18 protein-coding genes are annotated in these 16,256 nt (G+C 73.2%); 8 read left to right on the top strand and 10 right to left on the bottom strand.

Annotated features, from left to right (window positions below; all coding sequences use genetic code 11):
- The first annotated feature begins 33 nt into the window (after positions 1-33).
- The gene (locus AB0F10_RS08625; protein ID WP_360621509.1) at positions 34-636 is read left to right on the top strand and encodes a DUF305 domain-containing protein; all 603 of its coding nucleotides are present in this window, start codon (positions 34-36) and stop codon (positions 634-636) included.
- Positions 637-928: 292 nt separating this feature from the next.
- Here AB0F10_RS08625 and AB0F10_RS08620 read toward each other — a convergent pair whose 3' ends face one another.
- Complete coding sequence (locus AB0F10_RS08620; protein WP_360621507.1) at positions 929-1,756, bottom strand: phosphatase PAP2 family protein; 828 nt, start codon at positions 1,754-1,756, stop codon at positions 929-931.
- A gap of 252 nt (positions 1,757-2,008) precedes the next feature.
- Here AB0F10_RS08620 and AB0F10_RS08615 point away from each other — a divergent pair, with 252 nt between their 5' ends.
- On the top strand, positions 2,009-2,635 hold the full coding sequence (locus AB0F10_RS08615) for a maleylpyruvate isomerase family mycothiol-dependent enzyme (protein WP_360621505.1): 627 nt from the start codon (positions 2,009-2,011) through the stop codon (positions 2,633-2,635).
- Positions 2,636-2,742: 107 nt separating this feature from the next.
- On the opposite strand, the gene AB0F10_RS08610 is transcribed toward AB0F10_RS08615, so the two are convergent.
- The 4 genes from AB0F10_RS08610 to AB0F10_RS08595 form a co-directional block, all read right to left on the bottom strand.
- On the bottom strand, positions 2,743-3,435 hold the full coding sequence (locus AB0F10_RS08610) for a hypothetical protein (protein ID WP_360621503.1): 693 nt from the start codon (positions 3,433-3,435) through the stop codon (positions 2,743-2,745).
- A complete protein-coding gene (locus AB0F10_RS08605; protein ID WP_360621501.1) occupies positions 3,386-4,957 on the bottom strand; it encodes a DHA2 family efflux MFS transporter permease subunit in 1,572 nt (523 codons plus the stop codon). Before AB0F10_RS08605 ends, AB0F10_RS08610 begins: the two co-directional genes overlap by 50 nt.
- Before the next feature lie 83 nt (positions 4,958-5,040).
- On the bottom strand, positions 5,041-5,613 hold the full coding sequence (locus tag AB0F10_RS08600; RefSeq protein WP_360621498.1) for a hypothetical protein: 573 nt from the start codon (positions 5,611-5,613) through the stop codon (positions 5,041-5,043).
- 63 nt (positions 5,614-5,676) lie between these two features.
- On the bottom strand, positions 5,677-7,119 hold the full coding sequence (locus tag AB0F10_RS08595; RefSeq protein WP_360621496.1) for a DUF1996 domain-containing protein: 1,443 nt from the start codon (positions 7,117-7,119) through the stop codon (positions 5,677-5,679).
- 310 nt (positions 7,120-7,429) lie between these two features.
- Here AB0F10_RS08595 and AB0F10_RS08590 point away from each other — a divergent pair, with 310 nt between their 5' ends.
- A complete protein-coding gene (locus AB0F10_RS08590) occupies positions 7,430-8,347 on the top strand; it encodes a DUF6282 family protein (protein ID WP_360621494.1) in 918 nt (305 codons plus the stop codon).
- Positions 8,348-8,370: 23 nt separating this feature from the next.
- Here AB0F10_RS08590 and AB0F10_RS08585 read toward each other — a convergent pair whose 3' ends face one another.
- The 3 genes from AB0F10_RS08585 to AB0F10_RS08575 are packed head-to-tail and all read right to left on the bottom strand — an operon-like array spanning position 8,371 to position 9,473.
- Positions 8,371-8,793: an SRPBCC domain-containing protein gene (locus AB0F10_RS08585; RefSeq protein ID WP_360621492.1), complete on the bottom strand. Its 423-nt coding sequence runs from the start codon at positions 8,791-8,793 to the stop codon at positions 8,371-8,373.
- Positions 8,786-9,103, bottom strand: coding sequence for a metalloregulator ArsR/SmtB family transcription factor (locus tag AB0F10_RS08580; RefSeq protein ID WP_360621490.1), 318 nt, complete (start codon positions 9,101-9,103; stop codon positions 8,786-8,788). Before AB0F10_RS08580 ends, AB0F10_RS08585 begins: the two co-directional genes overlap by 8 nt.
- On the bottom strand, positions 9,096-9,473 hold the full coding sequence (locus AB0F10_RS08575) for a VOC family protein (protein WP_360621488.1): 378 nt from the start codon (positions 9,471-9,473) through the stop codon (positions 9,096-9,098). Before AB0F10_RS08575 ends, AB0F10_RS08580 begins: the two co-directional genes overlap by 8 nt.
- Before the next feature lie 67 nt (positions 9,474-9,540).
- Between AB0F10_RS08575 and AB0F10_RS08570 the strand changes: the two genes are divergently transcribed.
- Both AB0F10_RS08570 and AB0F10_RS08565 read left to right on the top strand, forming a co-directional pair.
- Positions 9,541-10,182 (top strand): hypothetical protein, encoded by a 642-nt coding sequence (locus tag AB0F10_RS08570; protein WP_360621486.1) that lies wholly within the window; start codon positions 9,541-9,543, stop codon positions 10,180-10,182.
- A 36-nt stretch (positions 10,183-10,218) separates the two neighbouring features.
- Positions 10,219-10,755, top strand: a complete 537-nt coding sequence (locus AB0F10_RS08565) for a DM13 domain-containing protein (RefSeq protein ID WP_360621484.1) — start codon at positions 10,219-10,221, stop codon at positions 10,753-10,755.
- A gap of 121 nt (positions 10,756-10,876) precedes the next feature.
- Here the strand turns inward: AB0F10_RS08565 and AB0F10_RS08560 are convergent, their stop codons facing one another.
- On the bottom strand, positions 10,877-11,527 hold the full coding sequence (locus tag AB0F10_RS08560) for a DUF998 domain-containing protein (protein ID WP_360621482.1): 651 nt from the start codon (positions 11,525-11,527) through the stop codon (positions 10,877-10,879).
- 58 nt (positions 11,528-11,585) lie between these two features.
- On the opposite strand from AB0F10_RS08560, the gene AB0F10_RS08555 reads away from it, so the two are divergent.
- Both AB0F10_RS08555 and AB0F10_RS08550 read left to right on the top strand, forming a co-directional pair.
- On the top strand, positions 11,586-12,716 hold the full coding sequence (locus AB0F10_RS08555) for a glycosyltransferase (RefSeq protein WP_360621480.1): 1,131 nt from the start codon (positions 11,586-11,588) through the stop codon (positions 12,714-12,716).
- Positions 12,717-12,749: 33 nt separating this feature from the next.
- Positions 12,750-14,324, top strand: a complete 1,575-nt coding sequence (locus AB0F10_RS08550; RefSeq protein ID WP_360621478.1) for a serine hydrolase domain-containing protein — start codon at positions 12,750-12,752, stop codon at positions 14,322-14,324.
- On the opposite strand, the gene AB0F10_RS08545 is transcribed toward AB0F10_RS08550, so the two are convergent.
- Positions 14,264-15,235, bottom strand: coding sequence for a DUF5937 family protein (locus AB0F10_RS08545; protein ID WP_360621476.1), 972 nt, complete (start codon positions 15,233-15,235; stop codon positions 14,264-14,266). The genes AB0F10_RS08550 and AB0F10_RS08545 overlap by 61 nt on opposite strands.
- 55 nt (positions 15,236-15,290) lie before the next feature.
- Between AB0F10_RS08545 and AB0F10_RS08540 the strand changes: the two genes are divergently transcribed.
- The coding region (locus AB0F10_RS08540; protein ID WP_360621474.1) for an MFS transporter at positions 15,291-16,256 on the top strand (966 nt) is incomplete at its 3' end.

Below are 16,256 nucleotides of genomic sequence, written 5' to 3'. Positions count from 1 at the left end.
GGCCGGGCCGGCACCGCCGAGAAAGGATCCGTCATGCCGCCGCACCGCATGGGAGCCGCGCTGGTGCTGGCCGCGACCGCGCTGACCGTCGGCGCCCTCGTCCTGCGCGCGGACGCCCCGGAGAGGCGCCTGGTCGCGGCGGCATCGGTGGCGGCGCCGTCCGGAATCGACGTCCAGTTCGCGGACATGATGATCATGCATCACGCGCAGGCCGTCCGGATGAGCCGCGTACTGGTCGCCAAGCCCGGTGTCCCGGAACGGATCCGGCTCATCGCCGAGTTCATCGTACGAGATCAGCAGCGGGAGATCGACGAGACGAACGCGTGGCTGACCGCCTGGGGCGAGCAGCCGGTGGACGCCGCGGGCCCGGGGATGCACGGTGGCGGGGACGCCGCCGCGCACGGGATGCTGACCGACGCTCAGCTTCGCGAGCTCGACCGGGCCGGGGACCGCAGGGCCGCCGACCTGTTCCTGCGCCTGATGATCGAACACCACCGGGGCGCGATCACCATGTCGCGATCCCTGCTGGACGGCGACGGCGGCCGCAACGTCTACATCCACGGCATGGCCAAGCACGTCATCCGGGAGCAGACCGCCGAGAACGACGCCATGCGCGCCCTGCTCCCGGCCGGCTGACGTTGACATCCCGCCGCGACGCAACCCCACGACCTTCGGCGGTCCGCGAACGAGTACCTGCCCGGCGAGGGTGACCCGCCGACCGGTACGCGCCGGCCCCGGAGATCGTGCCGTCCGAGCTCGCCGCACACCTCGAGGCCAGGCGAGGAGGCCGTGGCCGCCCCGCGCGCCGAGAGCCTGGGGGTGGACCGCCCAGCGCAGTCAGGTCCGGCTGCGCCGGGCGCAACGCCGGGGGCGGTCAGTCTCGGTCGCGTGACGCGACGCCGCCCTCCCACCGAGGCGAATATCCCGGTTACGGCCGGAGCAGATCCGCCGCGTACCCGTCACGTTGTCGTGGCACGCCGTTTATGTCCCGGCCGGATGCCGGCGGGACAGTAGCCGGGCCCCCGGGCCGGGCCGGCGGCAGCAGAAGATGGATCGTCAGCAGGAGGACGGAAACCACGATCGCGTCCAGCCAGAAGTGATGACCGGTGGCGATCACCACGACAAGGGTCGCGGCCGGGTGGAGCAGCCAGAGCAGCCGGGTGCGCGTACGGCCGGCCGCGATGAGGGCGCCCGCCACCAGCAGGGCCCAGCCGACGTGCAGCGAGGGCATGGCCGCGTACTGATTGGCGAAGGTGTCGGTCGCGGGGTCGCCGTAGATGTGCGGTCCGTACTGGGCGCTGAGGTCGTGCATACCCGTCGAGGTCATCATGCGCGGGGGCGCCAGCGGGTAGAGCAGGTGAACGACCAGCGCCGCCCCGGTCAGCAGCGCCAGGGTGGTCCGGGTCCGCCGGTACAGCTGCCGATCCCGCAGGTAGAGCCAGACGAGCAGGGCCACGGTGGCCGGGAAGTGCACCCACGCGTAGTACATGGTGGCCAGGTGGGGCAGGGCGGGCACGTCGACCAGCCAGCGCTGGATGCCGGCCTCGCTCGGCAGCTGCAGCCATCGTTCGAGGCCCCAGACCTGCTGGGCGTGGTGGAACGCCTCGCGATGGGAACCCGCCGCGGCAAGCCGGCCGATCTTGTACGCGCCGAACAGGAACGCGACGAGCACCAGTTCCCGCAGCACCTGCCGCCACTGCGAGGAGGGGATGCTCGGCGTCGTTGTCGCCGCGCGGCGCGGTTGTACATCGAGCATCGGTGTTGCTCCCCCGTGCTAGGTGAGGCCACGGACACTCGGCTCAGCCGTTGCCCCGCGTTTCCGAGCGGATGGATCTACGGTCGCCAGGTTGATCCCTGGGCGCCGGGGCCGGTTGACCGGTGTGGCCCGTGGTGCCGTGGGCCACACCTATCGGGTGATACACGCGCCCTGTTTGCGGCTTCTCGCCCCTTCCGCCGGGTTTCCGCCATCTCGCTGCTCCCCCGCCGGACGGCTCGGTAGCCTGCTCCGGTGGACGTCCTTCCCGCGATCGCCGACGAGCGGCGCCGCGTCGCCGACCTGGTCGAGTCGCTCACGCCGGCCCAGTTGGAGACGCCGAGCCTGTGCGGGGAATGGACCGTCCGGCAGGTCGCCGGGCATCTGCTCGCGGGAATCGTCAGGCCGCGGATGCCGGTGCTGACGCTGATCGCGCGGAGCGGTTTCCGGATCCACAGGGCCAATGCGCGGCTGGCCGCCCTGGTGGCCGAGCGCCCACCGGCGGAGTTGGCGCGGGGCCTGCGCGACCACGCGGAGAGCACCTTCCGGCCGCCGATCGTCGGCTATCCGGGCCAGCTCACCGACCTGCAGGTGCACGGTCAGGACATGCGGCGGCCGCTCGGCCTGCCGTCCGGGTTGCGGCCCGATCGGGTACGGGTGTCGCTGGACTTTCTGACGGGCGGCAGGGCGGTGGGTTTCGTGCCCGGGCGACGGCTGGCGGCGCTGCGGTTCGAGGCCGCCGACCTGGACTGGTCGTGGGGTGCAGGCTCGCTGGTGACGGGGCCGGCGGAGGCCCTGATGCTGGCGATGACCGGGCGCGGCGTGGCGTTGCCTGAGCTCGAAGGGCCCGGTGTGCCGATCCTGCGCAACCGCCTGGCGTGACGGCAACAGGGCGTGCGGTTCTCAGCCACGCCCCGCTTCGAAGGTCCAGGACGTGTTCCTGAGCCCGGCGCTCGGCGCGATGACCGTGCCGAGCACGGTGCTGACGGTCATTCCGGTCGTGGCGATCCTGGCGAGTCGCCGGCGAGCCGCTGCCTGATCCAGGTGATCGGGTGCACCGCGCCGGCCAGGCTCATGAGCAGGGCGGCCGAGACGGTCCGCCCGGCCACCTCCAGCCACCAGTTGTCCGTCGCGGTCTCTGCGACCATCGCCCCGGCGACGAGCAGCACCCGGATGACCACACCGGCCGTGGTGACGCCAGGCTCGCGGACCGGCCGCTCGGCGAGCGGCACGGGTGCGGGCGCCGGCAGCTCGGCGGTGAGCCGGTCCAGCTCGGCCCGGGTGCCGATGGCGGCGCGGCGGCCGGGGTCGCTCACGTAGACGCGAATCGCGCCGAGCAGGAAGTCGATGGGCACGCCTTCGGCGATGACGGCGTTCGAGGCGCCGGTGAGGCCCCGGCGTTCGACGAGCCGGGGCCGGGCGACGACCAGCCTCGACGAGGACGGCGACTCCTCGTGGACGGTCGGTGTGTCCGGGTCCACGGCGTCCCAGGGCACGACGACCGTGCTGGCCGGCCGGGTGAGCGTGAGCCCGCTCGGGGTGAAGCCGACCGAGTGCACGGTTCGCAGCAGCGCGGCAAGCCCCGCCACCACGATCAGCCCGGCGACGACTCCGGCGCCGCCGAGAACGGCTTCAATCAGGCAGGTGCCCGCGCCGATCCGGGTGCCCGGCCGGCGCGTCACGGGCGGCGGATGGCGATCCCACGTCAGGCGCGCTCCGGCCCGGGTGGCGGGGCGGGCCCGCCGGGTCGCAGAAGCGCCGCACCGGGGTCGGCGGTCCGGGATCGACAGTCGGCGCTGACCGGTCAGGCGCGGGCAGGCGGCGCGGCACGAACCCGGCGGCCACCGCGCCGCCCGCGACCATCAGGCCCGCACACCACAACATGGCGCTGCGGTACGTCGGCCCCAGGGTCGCCGGATCGGTCAACCGGACGGCGCCGGCCCTCGCCGCGAGCGGCAGCACCGCGACCGCGAGCAGACCGGCCGCCCGGGCGACCGCATTGTTGACACCGCTCGCGATCCCGGCGCGGGTGTCGCCCAGCGCCCCCAGCGCGGTCGCGGTCAGCGGCGCCACCAACAGCGCCAGGCCCGCCCCGAACAGCACGACCGGCGGCAGCACGTCCAGCAGGTACGACGCGCCCGCGCCGACCCGCGACAGCCACACCAGCGCCGCCGCGCACACCAGCGGCCCGACCGTCATCGGAATCCGCGGCCCGATGCGCTGGGCCAGCATTCCCGAGCGGGCGGACAGCAGCAGCATCAGCACCGTCACCGGCAGCAGGGCCAGCCCCGCCACCAGTGGACGGAAACCGGCGATCACCTGCAGGTTGAGCACCACGAGGAAGAAGACACCGCCGTTGGCCGCGTACACCAGGAACGTGACGACGTTCGCCGCGCTGAACGCCCGGGACCCGAACACATCCAGCGGCAGCATCGGATGCACGGCCCGGCGCTCGACCAGCACGAAGGAGACCAGCCCCGCGACGCCGACGGCCAGCGAACCGAGCACCTGCGGGCTGCCCGGCCCGTGCGCCGGCCAGGCGGTGAACCCGTACGTGAGCCCGGCCAGCCCGGCCGCCCCGGTCATCACGCCCGCGATGTCGATCCCGGTGCCCGTGCCGGCGTCGTCCCGCGACTCCGGCACGTACCGGGCCGTGACCGCCATGACCGCCAGCGCCAGCGGGACGTTGATCAGGAAGATCAGTCGCCAGTTCGCGACCTGGACCAGCCAGCCGCCCAGAAGCGGGCCGAGCGCGCCGCCCATCCCCGCCAGTCCGGACCACGCGCCGATCGCCCGGGACCGGTCCTGCCGGACGAACGACGCCTCGAGGATCGCGAGCGCGCCCGGCGTGAGCAGCGCCCCGCCCATGCCCTGCAGCACCCGGGCCGTGATCAGCAGCCCGGTCGTCGGCGCCAACCCGCACAGCAGCGAGGAGGCGGCGAACCAGCCCACCCCGAGCTGGAAGATCCGGCGCCGGCCGTAACGGTCGCCGAGCGCCCCGCCGAGCAGGACCAGAGCGGCCAGGCTGAGGCCGTAACCATTCACGATCCACTGCAGGCCGGCCCCGTCCGTGCCGAGGGTGTGGCCGATCGCCGGGAGCGCGATGTTGACCACGGTGGCGTCGATGAACGCGAGGCTCGAGCCCAGCACGGTGGCGAGCAGCACCCAGCGTCCGGTGGCGGTGCCGTACCGGACGAGCGCCATGACCAAATCCTAACGGGACCTCGCCGCTCGGCGACGTTGTCAGCATGGCGGTCGTCCCGCTGCCCGCCCCGCCGGCGCCACGGTCAGTGGAGATTGGCCCAGAAGCCCACGAGGACAGCGGTCCACCACGCGGCCTGGGAGATCGCGCCGGTGCCGAGGAGGCGGATCTTGAGCCTGGTCGGCAGCTCCCGCAGGGTACGGGTGGCGGGCAGCGCGGTGAGCCTGGCACACAGGTGATGCGCGTTGATCCCGTTGAGCGCGACGACGAGTACGGCCGAGAGCTTCAGCCACGTCGCCGGCGATCCGACGTTCGGCGACAATGCCGCGCCACTGACCACCAGCCCCGCCAGCCCGGCCCAGATCATCGGGTCCAGGGCGGCGGCGAACCGGGCCACCTCGACCGGGCCCCGCCGCCCCAGCACGACACTCGCCCCGTACACCTCAAGCACGAGAACCGCTCCGAAGCCCACCACGAGCGACACCAGGTGCACGAAGAGGCCGATGTCGTGCACCAGGCCCACGGGGTGCAGCATGGTCCCGGCGGCGACCGCGGCGGTCCAGCAGACGACGACCCCGGCGAGCGCCAGTGCCGTGCCCCGCCAGGGCACCCGGGCCTCGACGGTCGTGTTGAGCGGGAGAAGCCGGGTCTGATCCACGGCACCAAGCCTCATTCGATGGCGGGCCCCCGGCGATCGCCGGGGGCCGCGGTCGGTAGTGGGTCAGTTGTTGCCGGCGGAGTTGCACTTGACGGACTGGTCGATGCAGTTACGCACCCGGGCGGCCTGCGCGGCGGGCTGCCAGGCGTTCATGAAGTCGCCGTGCATCGAGGACGCCATCCCGGAGGCCAGCGCGAAGCCCGCGCTGGTGCCGTGCACGGGGTAGTCGATGACGAACGACAGCGACGGGATCGTCACCGGGAACCTTCCGCTCGCACAGGTGCCGTCCGGGCCGGTGGGTCCGACGTGGTCCTTGTGGTTCGGGCTGTCCAGGTGCACGCCGTCCCAGCAGTCCGGGAAGACCAGCTGGAAGGTCAGGTTCGCGGTCTGCGCGCAGATCGGCCAGTTGCCGTCGGCACTGCGACCGATCTCGCCACCCGGACCGGCGCACCAGAACTGGTTGCCGCTGCTGGGCACCTGGAGCTTCGCGTCGCCGGCGATCATGCGGAACCCGGGCGGGAACGGCTGGGTCCGGCTCGGGTCCTTGAGGCGCGAGCCGTAGTAGACGGTGACTCCGGCGGGGTCGATCACGGTGCCGTTCTGCAACAGCGAGGGAATCCAGTACGCGGAAAGGTCCTCGGCGGGCGTGCAGGTGGTCGCGGAGTGCCCGAGCAGGGACTGGTTGGTGGAGTTGGCGTCGGTGCTGGTGTTGCCGAGGAAGGTGTGCGCGTGCGACGCGCCGGCCATGTTGGGGAAGACGATCGGGTCGTCGTTGAGGTGGTGGCTGACCGTGCAGCCGGCGTTGAACTCCGGCACGCGCACCACGTTCCCGGTGATCGGCCGCGGCGTCAGCGCGAAGAACGCCGCCGTGTCCGCGGCCTGTTGCGCCGCGTTCACCGTGGGCCACCCGGCACCCGACGTCCCGGTCGGGGTCGCAGTGGCCGGCGTGGTGGGCGTGGTGGTCCCGGCCGAGGTGACGGAGAACCAGTTGAGGTTGACGAAGTTGCCCCCCTGCGCGCTTGCCAGGGTGACGAAGACGGTCTGCAAGCCGTCGGGGTGGGTGTTGGCGACCGCGGTCCTGGTCACCCAGGTCTGCCAGCCGCCGGTCGAGACCACCGGGATGCTGGCCAGCACGGTCCCGGTCGCCGACCCGGTGCGGAACTGGACGCTGCCCGTGGTGCCGCTGTCGGACGCCAGCCGGGCGCCCAGGGTGATCGCCCCGGCCGCGCCGAGGTCCACGTTGTCGTAACGCATCCAGTCGCCGTTGGCCAGGTAACCGGCGTTCTGCCCACCACCGGTGTCGGCGGTCGGCTCCAGCTGGGCTCCCGATTGGGCGACGTACGACTCGGCCTGGACGGTGACCGTCGTGGCGGCCACGGCGGATCCCGAGGCGGCGACGATGCCGCCGGCAACGAGAGCGCCGGTGAGCGCCACGCCGAGGGCGGCACGGCGGATGGTGCGGCTGCGCGGTGTCGGGACAGGATCGGTGAGCGCGGGGGAATTCATGAAGCTGCTCCTTGGGATCGGGGATGTGTCGGAGCCGTTACGGGTTCGGAGGCCAAGCGCGGGGAAGCGCTCTCTCTGGCGCTCACTGTGAACGCCTCGTTAACGACTGTCAATGCCTGGTGATGGCACGGGAAGCGCTTCCCACACGCCGGTCCGGCCGGCGTCTGCGCACGTCGCGGCCATGGTCACCGCCCCCGGCGGAAGCCCGTGAGGCATCCGCGTCCGCACGGTTCCGGAACCTGGCACCCCTCAGCGCGGTCGATGTTCGAGATAATTGTCGACAACGTTATTGATCACTGCGAGGTGCCACATGGCCCATCCGACGCCCTCGGCACTGGCCCGGGATCTGGTCGCCGGCGCGTATGACACCCACGTCCACGTCGCGCCCGACGTCATGGAGCGACGTGTCGACGACGTGACCCTCGCCCGCCGCTTCGCCGAGCTCGGCCTGGCCGGTTTCGTCCTCAAGTCGCACTACGTGCCGACCGCGGAGCGGGCCGAGGTGGTCCGCGGGGCGGTGCCGGGTGTCGACGTGCTGGGCGCCCTCACCCTCAACGGCGCGGTCGGCGGCCTCAACCCGGTGGCCGTCGAGATCGCCGGCCGGCAGGGCGCAAGAGTGGTGTGGCTGCCCACAGTGGACAGCGCCAACGAGCGGGCCGGCCGCGCCCAGCCACCGCCGGGCGCCGCCGTCCCGATGTGGGCGCGGCTGCAGGACGAGCTCGCGGAGCAGGGCATCATGGCGCCCGCCATCGAGGTGGTGGCCCCCGACGGCAAGATCGTGCCCGAGCTGCGCGCCGTGCTGGCGGTCATCGCGAAGTACGACATGGTGCTGGCCACCGGCCACCTGAGCGGACCGGAGATCGTCGCCACGGTCGACGCCTCCGCCGCGGCCGGAGTGCGGCGCGTCATCGTCACCCACCCCGAATTCACCTCCCAGCAGCTCGACGTCGGCACCCAGCGGGAACTGGCCGCGCGCGGCGCCCTGCTGGAGCGCTGCTTCACCACCGCACACACCGGAAAGGTCTCGTGGCAGCTGCTCTTCGAGCACATCCGCGCGGTCGGGCCGGAGCACTCGATCCTCTCCAGCGACCTCGGCCAGCCGTTCAACCCGCCGGTCGAGGACGGACTCGCGCTGCTCGCCGACAGGCTGCTCGCCGCGGGCTTCACCGAGGACGAGGTGCACACGATGGCCGTCACCAACTCCCGCCGGGTCGCGGCACCGGCATGAGCCGGCCGGCGGGCCGCAGCGCGTCAGGACGCGGCCAGGTCGGCCTCCAGCGCACGCATGATGTGCGAACGCCAGCCGCCGCCCATGATCCGCAGGGCCTGACGTTGTAGTGGATCGTCCGGATCGAATCCCTCGTGGCGCAGGAACAGCCGGGTGCCGCGCCCCTCGGACCGCAGCGTCCAGGTCACCACGCTGTCGAGCGTGCCGCCCCGCCAGGACCACCGCATCAACCGCTCCGGGTCCACGTCGAGCACCCGGCAGTGCACGACGCCGTCGAATCCGGCACGCGGCGCGGTGCGGAACGTGAAGCGGTGCCCGACGACCGGGGTGAAGTCGTTGGGCATCAGCCACGTCGCCAGCCGCTGCCGATCGGTAAGCGCCCGCCACACCTTGGCCGGCGGATGCGGCAGGTACTGGTCGACGTCGATGGAGGTGGGCTCAGTCATCGTCGGCTTCCAGGAAGTCGGCGAGCTCGTGCAGCCGGTCCTGCCAGAACCGCTCGTACGGCGCCAGCCATCCGGCGAGCTCGCGCAGCGGCTCGGCCCGCAGCGAATACAGCCTTTGGCGGCCGGCCCGGCGCTCGGTGACCAGGCCGGCGTCCTTGAGCAGGCGCAGATGCTCCGACAGGCTCGGCCGGCTCATGTCGAAGCGCTGCGCCAGCTCGGCCACCGGACGCGACCCACCGTCACGCAGCAGGCGCAGCACCTCCCGCCGGGCCGGGTTGGCAAGCGCGGTGAAGACGTCGACGTCAGGCATGCGCGGGGCGGCCGCGCAGCACCAGCCGGTTGCCGTCCGGATCGGCGAAGACCGCGTACCGGCCCCAGGCCTCGCGCTGAATGCCGTCCGGAATCGCGACGCCCCTGCCGATCAGCGCCGCCACCTCGGCATCCAGGTCGTCGGTGTGCAGGACCAGCCCCTGCAGCGAACCGGCCGGCATGGAGTCGAACCAGCTGACCAACGTGATCGAGGTCTGTGCACCCTTCGGCGCGACCTGGATCCACTGCTGCGCCGGGCCCATGTCGTTCTGCCGGATCAGCTCGAACCCGAGCGTGCCGACGTAGAAGTCGCGGGCCCGTGCCTGGTCGCTGACCGGAAGCGACAGCACGTCGATGTAGGTGATCGTCATACCGCAAACAATAGGTAGGGAAAGTCCTACCGGTCAAATGTCGTCCCGGGACGGGTAGCATCGCCGGATGCGTTTGGTGCGGACTGGGCTGCTTGTCACGGTGGGTCCGATTCTTCTGGCGATCGCCGGCCTCGCCCATCCGGGTGGCCTGTCGGCGGCGACCGCCGATCGCTGGGTCCACCTGCACATCGTGCTCCTGCCGGTCTTTCCGCTGCTGGCCCTGGGTTTCGTGGTGTTGCTGCGCGGCCGCCCCCGGGCCGACGTCGCCGGCACGGCCACCGTCATCGCCTGGCTGGGCGCCGCCGTCTACGCGGTCGGTTACACCGGCCTGGACGCGGTGGCGGGCATCGGCGCGGGCACCGTCGCGCGACAGCCCGGGGACCCGGCCGAGCTGCGCCGGCTGGTGCTGGCCCTGTACGACGTCGGCGACCTGCTCGGCCGCACCGGCGTGTACGCCCTGCTCGTGGCGGTGCTGGCCGGCACGGTGGCGTTGGGCGTCCGGCACGGGCCGCGGGTGCTCGCCGGCAGCGTCGTCCTGCTCGGCGCCGGCTACTCCTTCATCGACAGCCACATCTTCTCGCCGCGCGGAGTGCAGACCATGTTGGCCATGGCTGCCGGCTTCGCCCTCTGGGCCTGGGCCGCCACACGCCGCCCGCGAACCGGCCTCCCCGTTCGGCCTGACGCCCGGAGAGATGTCACCGTCCGGTAAGGGTTTGCCTCGACGTCGGTGCGGTGTACTGCAACGGTGACAACGCGTCTTCTTCGCCGGCCGTCGACCTGGGTCGCGGCGGCGGCCCTGGCACTGCTCGCCGGGGCCGGCCTGCACTGGTTCCAGCCGTGGAAACTGGTCACCGACCAGGAGGTCCACGAGACACTCGCGGTAACACCGACGCCCCGGGCGTCGGTGTCCGCGCCCTCGTCCGGGCCGGCGGTGTTACGGCAGGGCGAGTTCATCAGCCACGAACACGACACCGGCGGTCTGGCCCGAGTGGTCCGGAACGCGGATGGTTCCCGCGTGCTGGAGCTGGTCGGACTCGACACCTCCAACGGTCCCGACCTGCGGGTCTGGCTTTCCGATCAGCCGGTGCGCGCCGGCGTGGGCGGGTGGCGTGTCTTCGACGACGGCGCCTGGGTCGAGCTGGGTCGGCTCAAGGGAAACCGGGGCGACCAGGCGTACGCCATCCCGGCGGGTACGGACCTCGACCGGCTGGAGAGCGTCACCATCTGGTGCAAGCGGTTCTCGGTCTCCTTCGGCGCGGCCGGCCTCACTCCCCCGCCGTGACGGTCGCCGTCACGGCGGCCGCGGCCCGTGTTCGCCGTCCGGGCCGGCGTCATCGGCGAACGCGGTGTCCGACCTCCGGCATCATGCGAGCGACGAGGCGTCGCATGGGGTCTTCCTCGAGTCACCAAGCCACCGGTCGGGCCTCATCGAGGTCTCGATCGCCACGGGAACCGCCGGCGCCTCGTCCCGCCAGGCTGCCGGCCAGGCCGATCCAGCCGAGGCCGGCGAACAGCGCGACCCGTTCGAGCAGACCGCTCGGATTGCCCGGCAGGACGCCGCCGTCGTCGAGCAGAACCAGCACGGTGGCCGCCACGAACGACACCGTCATGACGGCCGCGACCACCCGCGCGGCCCGCCGCGGCCCGACTCCGGCCGCCGCCGCGATCCCCGCGACGCCCAGCGACACGGAGATCAGTTTGTGGATCAGCCCGCGCACGGTGTGCTCCTCCGGCACGCCGGGCGGGAAGCCCAGCCCGGCGTCGGTCCGGACGACGGCGAGCGACACCAGACAGAGCCCGCACCACAGGATCAGGCCCACCGCCCGCGCGTCGGCCCGCCGGTGCAGCCCGGCGGCGCAGAGGATCACCCACAGGCCGCAGGTGGCGAGGTTGACCGTGCCGCGCCAGCCGTCCGCACCGAGCGACAGCTGACTGATCCAGTTGCGCGTCCCGTCGTAGCCGGGCCGGCTCAGGCCGTCCAGTGTGCTCAGCACGGCCATCTGCACGGCGGCGAGCACGCCGAACGCCGACAGCAAGCGCTTGCCCCCGCTCATCCGTCCCAGGCTACGGCCGCCCGGGAAGGATGTCGCCGCTCCGGGCGTTCGCCGAGCCGTGAGGATCGCACACTTCTGCGACAGCCACCTCGAGCGGCCGGACGGCGTCGCGCGGTCGGCGCAGCTGACCGTGCGGCTGCTGCGCGCGGCCGGGCACGAGGTCGACTTCTATCACCCCGGGCCGCTGCTGAGCCGCGGCGTCCGCTCGGTGCCGGTGCCGTTTCGCCAGGTCCGCGTCGGGCTCCCCTTCACCGCCCGGCCGGCCGATGTCGTCCACGCGCACAGCACCGGGCCGGTCGGGATGACCGGCTTCCAGGCGGCCGCCGACTGGGGCGTGCCCCTGGTCGCGACCTGGCATACCGACCTGCTGGCGTACGCCGACGTGTTCGCCGAGGTGCCCGTCGGTGCCGCCTGGTGTGCCCTGCGACTGGGGCTGGGCTGGACGGCCGGCGAGTTCCTGGAGCTGACCCGGCCCGGTGCCGTGCGCCGCGGGCGGCTGATCGAACTCGGCAAGGGCATGTTCGCGCGGATGGCGGTGGCCATCGCGCCCTCGGCCAAGACGGCGTCGGGGTTCGCGCCGTTCGAGCCGGCCGCCGAGATCTGCGTGCTGCCCACGCCCGTCGCCCCGGTCGCGCCCGGCCCGGCGCGGAACGGCGGAAACGTCGTCCTCTCGGTGGGCCGGGCCACCGCCGAGAAGAACCCGGAACTGCTGCTGCGGGCGTTCGCCCGGGTGCACGCGGCCCGGCCGGACACCCGGCTGGTCCTGCTCGGCGTGCGGCAGGGGCGCGCGCGCCTGCGCCGCCGGATCGCCGCGCTCGGCCTGGGCGGGCACGTCGAGGTGCGCCCGCCCGTGCCACCCGGTGAGGTCACCGGCTTCTACCGGGCCGCCGACGTGCTCGCGTTCGCCTCCACGACGGACACCCAGAGCCTGGTGCTGGCCGAGGCCGAGGCGACCGGGCTGGCGGCGGTGGTCGCCGATCCGGAGCTCGCCGACCGGCCGGGCGGCGCCGAGGGCGGCCGGTTCACCTGCGAGCCGACGCCGGGCGCCTTCGCCGCGGCGCTGCTGCGCATGCTGGACGACGACGCCCTGCGGTCCAAGGTGGCCGGCGAGGGCCTGGCCGCCGCCGCGGCGTACCGTCCGGAGGTCTTCCTGCGCCGCCTGACGGAGATCTACCAACGGGCTCGGTGAGCCGCCATTGACCGACGCGGATATCGTCGAGCGATGCCGAACGATGCGATGCTGTCTCGCCGTACGCTTCTGGGCGCCACGGTGGCCGGCGGCGCGACGGTGCTCGTCGGCGGCCGGTCGGCGGCCGCGACCACCGTGCCGCGGCCCGTGCGCGAGCTCGAGGAGAAGATCCAGGCCGGCATGGCCGCGTACCGGATTCCGGGCGTGGCATACGGCCTGCGGTTCCGGGGTGCCGAGTATGCCGGCGGCTTCGGCGTCACCGACGTCGATCGCCCCGAGCCCGTCGACGGGGACACCGTCTTCCGGGTCGGCTCGACCACCAAGACCTTCACCGGCACCACCGTCATGCGGCTGGTCGAGGCCGGACGGCTCGACCTGCACCGCACGGTCCGCAGCTACCTGCCGGACTTCCACACCGCCGACCCGGCGGCGTCGCGCCGGGTGACCGTGCGCGAGGCGCTCAACCACAGCGCCGGCTGGCTCGGCGACTTCTTCCTGGACACCGGCGAGGGCGAGGACGCGCTGGCCCGGTACGTGGCCGGGATGTCCCGCCTGCCGCAACTGACCCCGCCGGGGCGGGTGATGGCCTACAACAACGCCGCGCTGGGGCTCGCCGGCCGGCTGATCGAGGTGGTCACCGGGGACACCTACGAGCGTGTGGTGCGGTCGCTCGTGCTCGGCCCGCTGCGCCTTCGGCACAGCGCGTTCACCCTGGCCGAGCTGCCCGGGGTGCCGGTGGCCACGTCCCATGTGTACGACGAGAACGGCCTGCCGGTCGCGTACCCCGAGGGCTTCAACGTCTGGCGGAGCCTGAACCCGGCCGGCGGCCTGATCTCCAGCGCCCGCGACCAGCTGCGCTGGGCTGACTTCCACCTGAGCGACGGCGGGCGGCTGCTCACCCGCGCGTCGATGCGCCGCATGCAGTCGCGGCCCGGGCCGGGCGGAACCCTCTTCGTCGAGACCGACGGCTTCGGCGTCACCTGGATGCTGCGGCCGACCGCCGAGGGGCCGCTGGTGGTGCAGCACGGCGGCGACTGGACCGGGCAGCACTCCGGCTTCCTCATGGTGCCGGAGCGCGACTTCGCGCTGACCGTGCTGACCAACTCCGAGACGGGCCCGGCGCTGCTGGCCGAGCTGTTCGCCGACGACTGGGCGCTGTCGCGCTTCGCCCGGGTGCACAACCTTCGGGCGGTGCCGCGCGCGCTGAGCGCGGCGCAGCTCGCGCCCTACGCGGGCACCTACGCCGCCCAGCAGATCGGCCCGGACGGTGCCGTCGCCGACATCGTGCTGGAGCTGGTGCCCGACGCCGGGCAGCTCAGCCTCCGGATCGACGGCGTCGAGGGCGGGCGGCTCGCCTTCTACCGCAAGGACTACGCGCTGGTCCTCGAGCCCGGCGGCGCGCCCGCGCACACCCGGGTCAACTTCCTGCGTGACGACGGCGGGGTCGTGTGGCTGCGCTTCGGCGGCCGGCTGTTCCGCCACCAGGCCCTTTCAGCACGCCGGGCCCTTTCAGCACGCCGGGCGCCGCTGCGCCTGAACACCCTGCCTCACTGGGCGCCGCCCACGGCGTTCCCGACGAGACGGTCGGCCAGGTCGGAGCGGCGGTAGAGGACCGAGCGGCCGTGCCGGGCGCTGACCAGCAGGCCCGCCGCGCGTAACGCCCGCAGGTGCTGGTTGACCGCGGTCGCCGTGACACCGAGCCGGACCGCCAGCTCGGTGGAGGACGCCGGGGTCGCGAGCTGGATCAGCAGCCCGGCCCGGTGCGCGCCGATCAGCCCGGCCAGCGCGCCCGGCGCGGGCAGCGGCTGCCGCTCCCACAGGGTCCCGAGCCCCCGCGCCCGATAGATGATCATCGGCGGCTCGTCGGGCCCGATCGGGGCCGCCGCGCTGGTGGTCCACATCGACGGGACCAGGGTCAGGCAGCCGTTCGCCGGGCGGGTGTAGTGCAGGTGGGACCGGGGGAAGATCTCGACGGTGTCGCCGACGAGCCGGACCCGGTCGGCCAGCCCGGCGAACATGTCGGCCAGGCCGTTCTGGGCGATCTCCCGGCCGCGGTAGGTGACGTCGCCCTCCAGCAGCGCCCGCATCCGCGGCCAGTGCGGCGCGAAGCACAGCTCCCAATATCCGGTCAGCGCGTCCACGATGCGATCGAGGACGCCGGCGCCGCGCAGCGCCGCCGGCAGTCCCCCGGGGCCGTGCAGCAGCCGCAGGTCACGGTCGACGACCTCGCTCGCGGTGCGGCGCAGGACCGCCAGTTCGTCCTCCAGCGGCGTGAGCGGCGACCAGGGCCGCGGCGTCAGAAAGTCGGGCGTCCACAGATCGTCGTTGACCAACTCGAGCAGCAGGTCAGCGGCGAGCCGGTCGCGCAGCCGCCACATCTCCCGGATCCACGGCAGGTGCAGCGGATAGCGCCCCGGGTCCCGCCACGCGTGCAGCGACAGCACCAGTTCGTTGAGCGGCGAGATCGCGAACCGCACCCCGCCCAGGTCCTGCCCGGCGAGCTGGTAGCGCACGACCATGAAGCAGAACGCTACATCAATCGGGGCGGCTCCGGATTCCTGACAGAACTGACGGGTGACCCTCACCGCTACCCGACCGACCGGCAACGGCGCGGTCGAACGCGTCCTGGCCCTGTCCATCGCCGCCGCCTCCCTGGCCAAAGGCGTGCTGTTCGGCGTCAGCGCGCTCTTCTTCACCACGGTCATCGGCCTGTCCCCCGCCACCGTCGGCGTCGGGCTGACCGTCGCGGGCGCGGGCGGCATGGCGGCCGCGTTCGGCGCCGGCCACCTCGCCGACCGCCTCGGCGCCCGGCGGGTGCTGGTGGCGTCCACCATCGCCCAGGGGGCGGCGCTCGCGGCGTACTGTTCGGCCTCCTCCGCGGCGGCCTTCACCCTGATCGCCTGCGCCGCGGTCGGCGCGCAGGGCGCGCAGCGCACCGCCCAGGCGACGCTGCTCGCGCTGCACTTCACCGGCCCGGACCGCGTCGCCGTGCGGGCCCGCCTCCGCGTGATCACCAACGTCTGCGTCGGCGTGGGCGCCGCGGCCGCGACGGGCGCCCTCGCCGCCGGCACCCCGGCCGCCTACGTCGTCGCGATGCTCACGGCATCGGCCATGGTCCTGGCCTCGGCCATCCCGCTGCGCGCGCTACCGGCACCCGCCGGCCCCGGAGAGACAACCACCGCGGTGCGCGGCGGCCCGTCCCCCTTGCGGGATCTTCGGTACGTCGCGATCGCCGCCCTCTACGGGATCCTCACCATCCAGTTCGGGCTGCTCACCGTCGGAATGCCACTGTGGGTAACCCTGCACACCCGGGCACCCGCCACCACCGTGGCGCTGCTGCTGGTGCTGAACACCGTCCTGGTCGCCGTCTTCCAGATCCCCGCGGCCCGGCTGGTCACGGACGTACGCGCGGCCGGCCGCACCGTCGTCCGGTCGTCGATCCTGCTGGCAACGGCCTGCCAGCTCTACGCCGCCGCGGGTCCCCTGCCGGCGGCGGCCGCCGCCCGCGGGCTGGTGCTCGCGCGGCGCGCGGCGACGGCC

It is taken from the genome of Actinoplanes sp. NPDC026623, assembly GCF_040638275.1.
In the GTDB taxonomy this organism is placed as follows: domain Bacteria; phylum Actinomycetota; class Actinomycetes; order Mycobacteriales; family Micromonosporaceae; genus Actinoplanes.
Note: the sequence above shows the minus strand (reverse complement) of the source record. Positions and strands in the feature narration are given on the sequence as shown.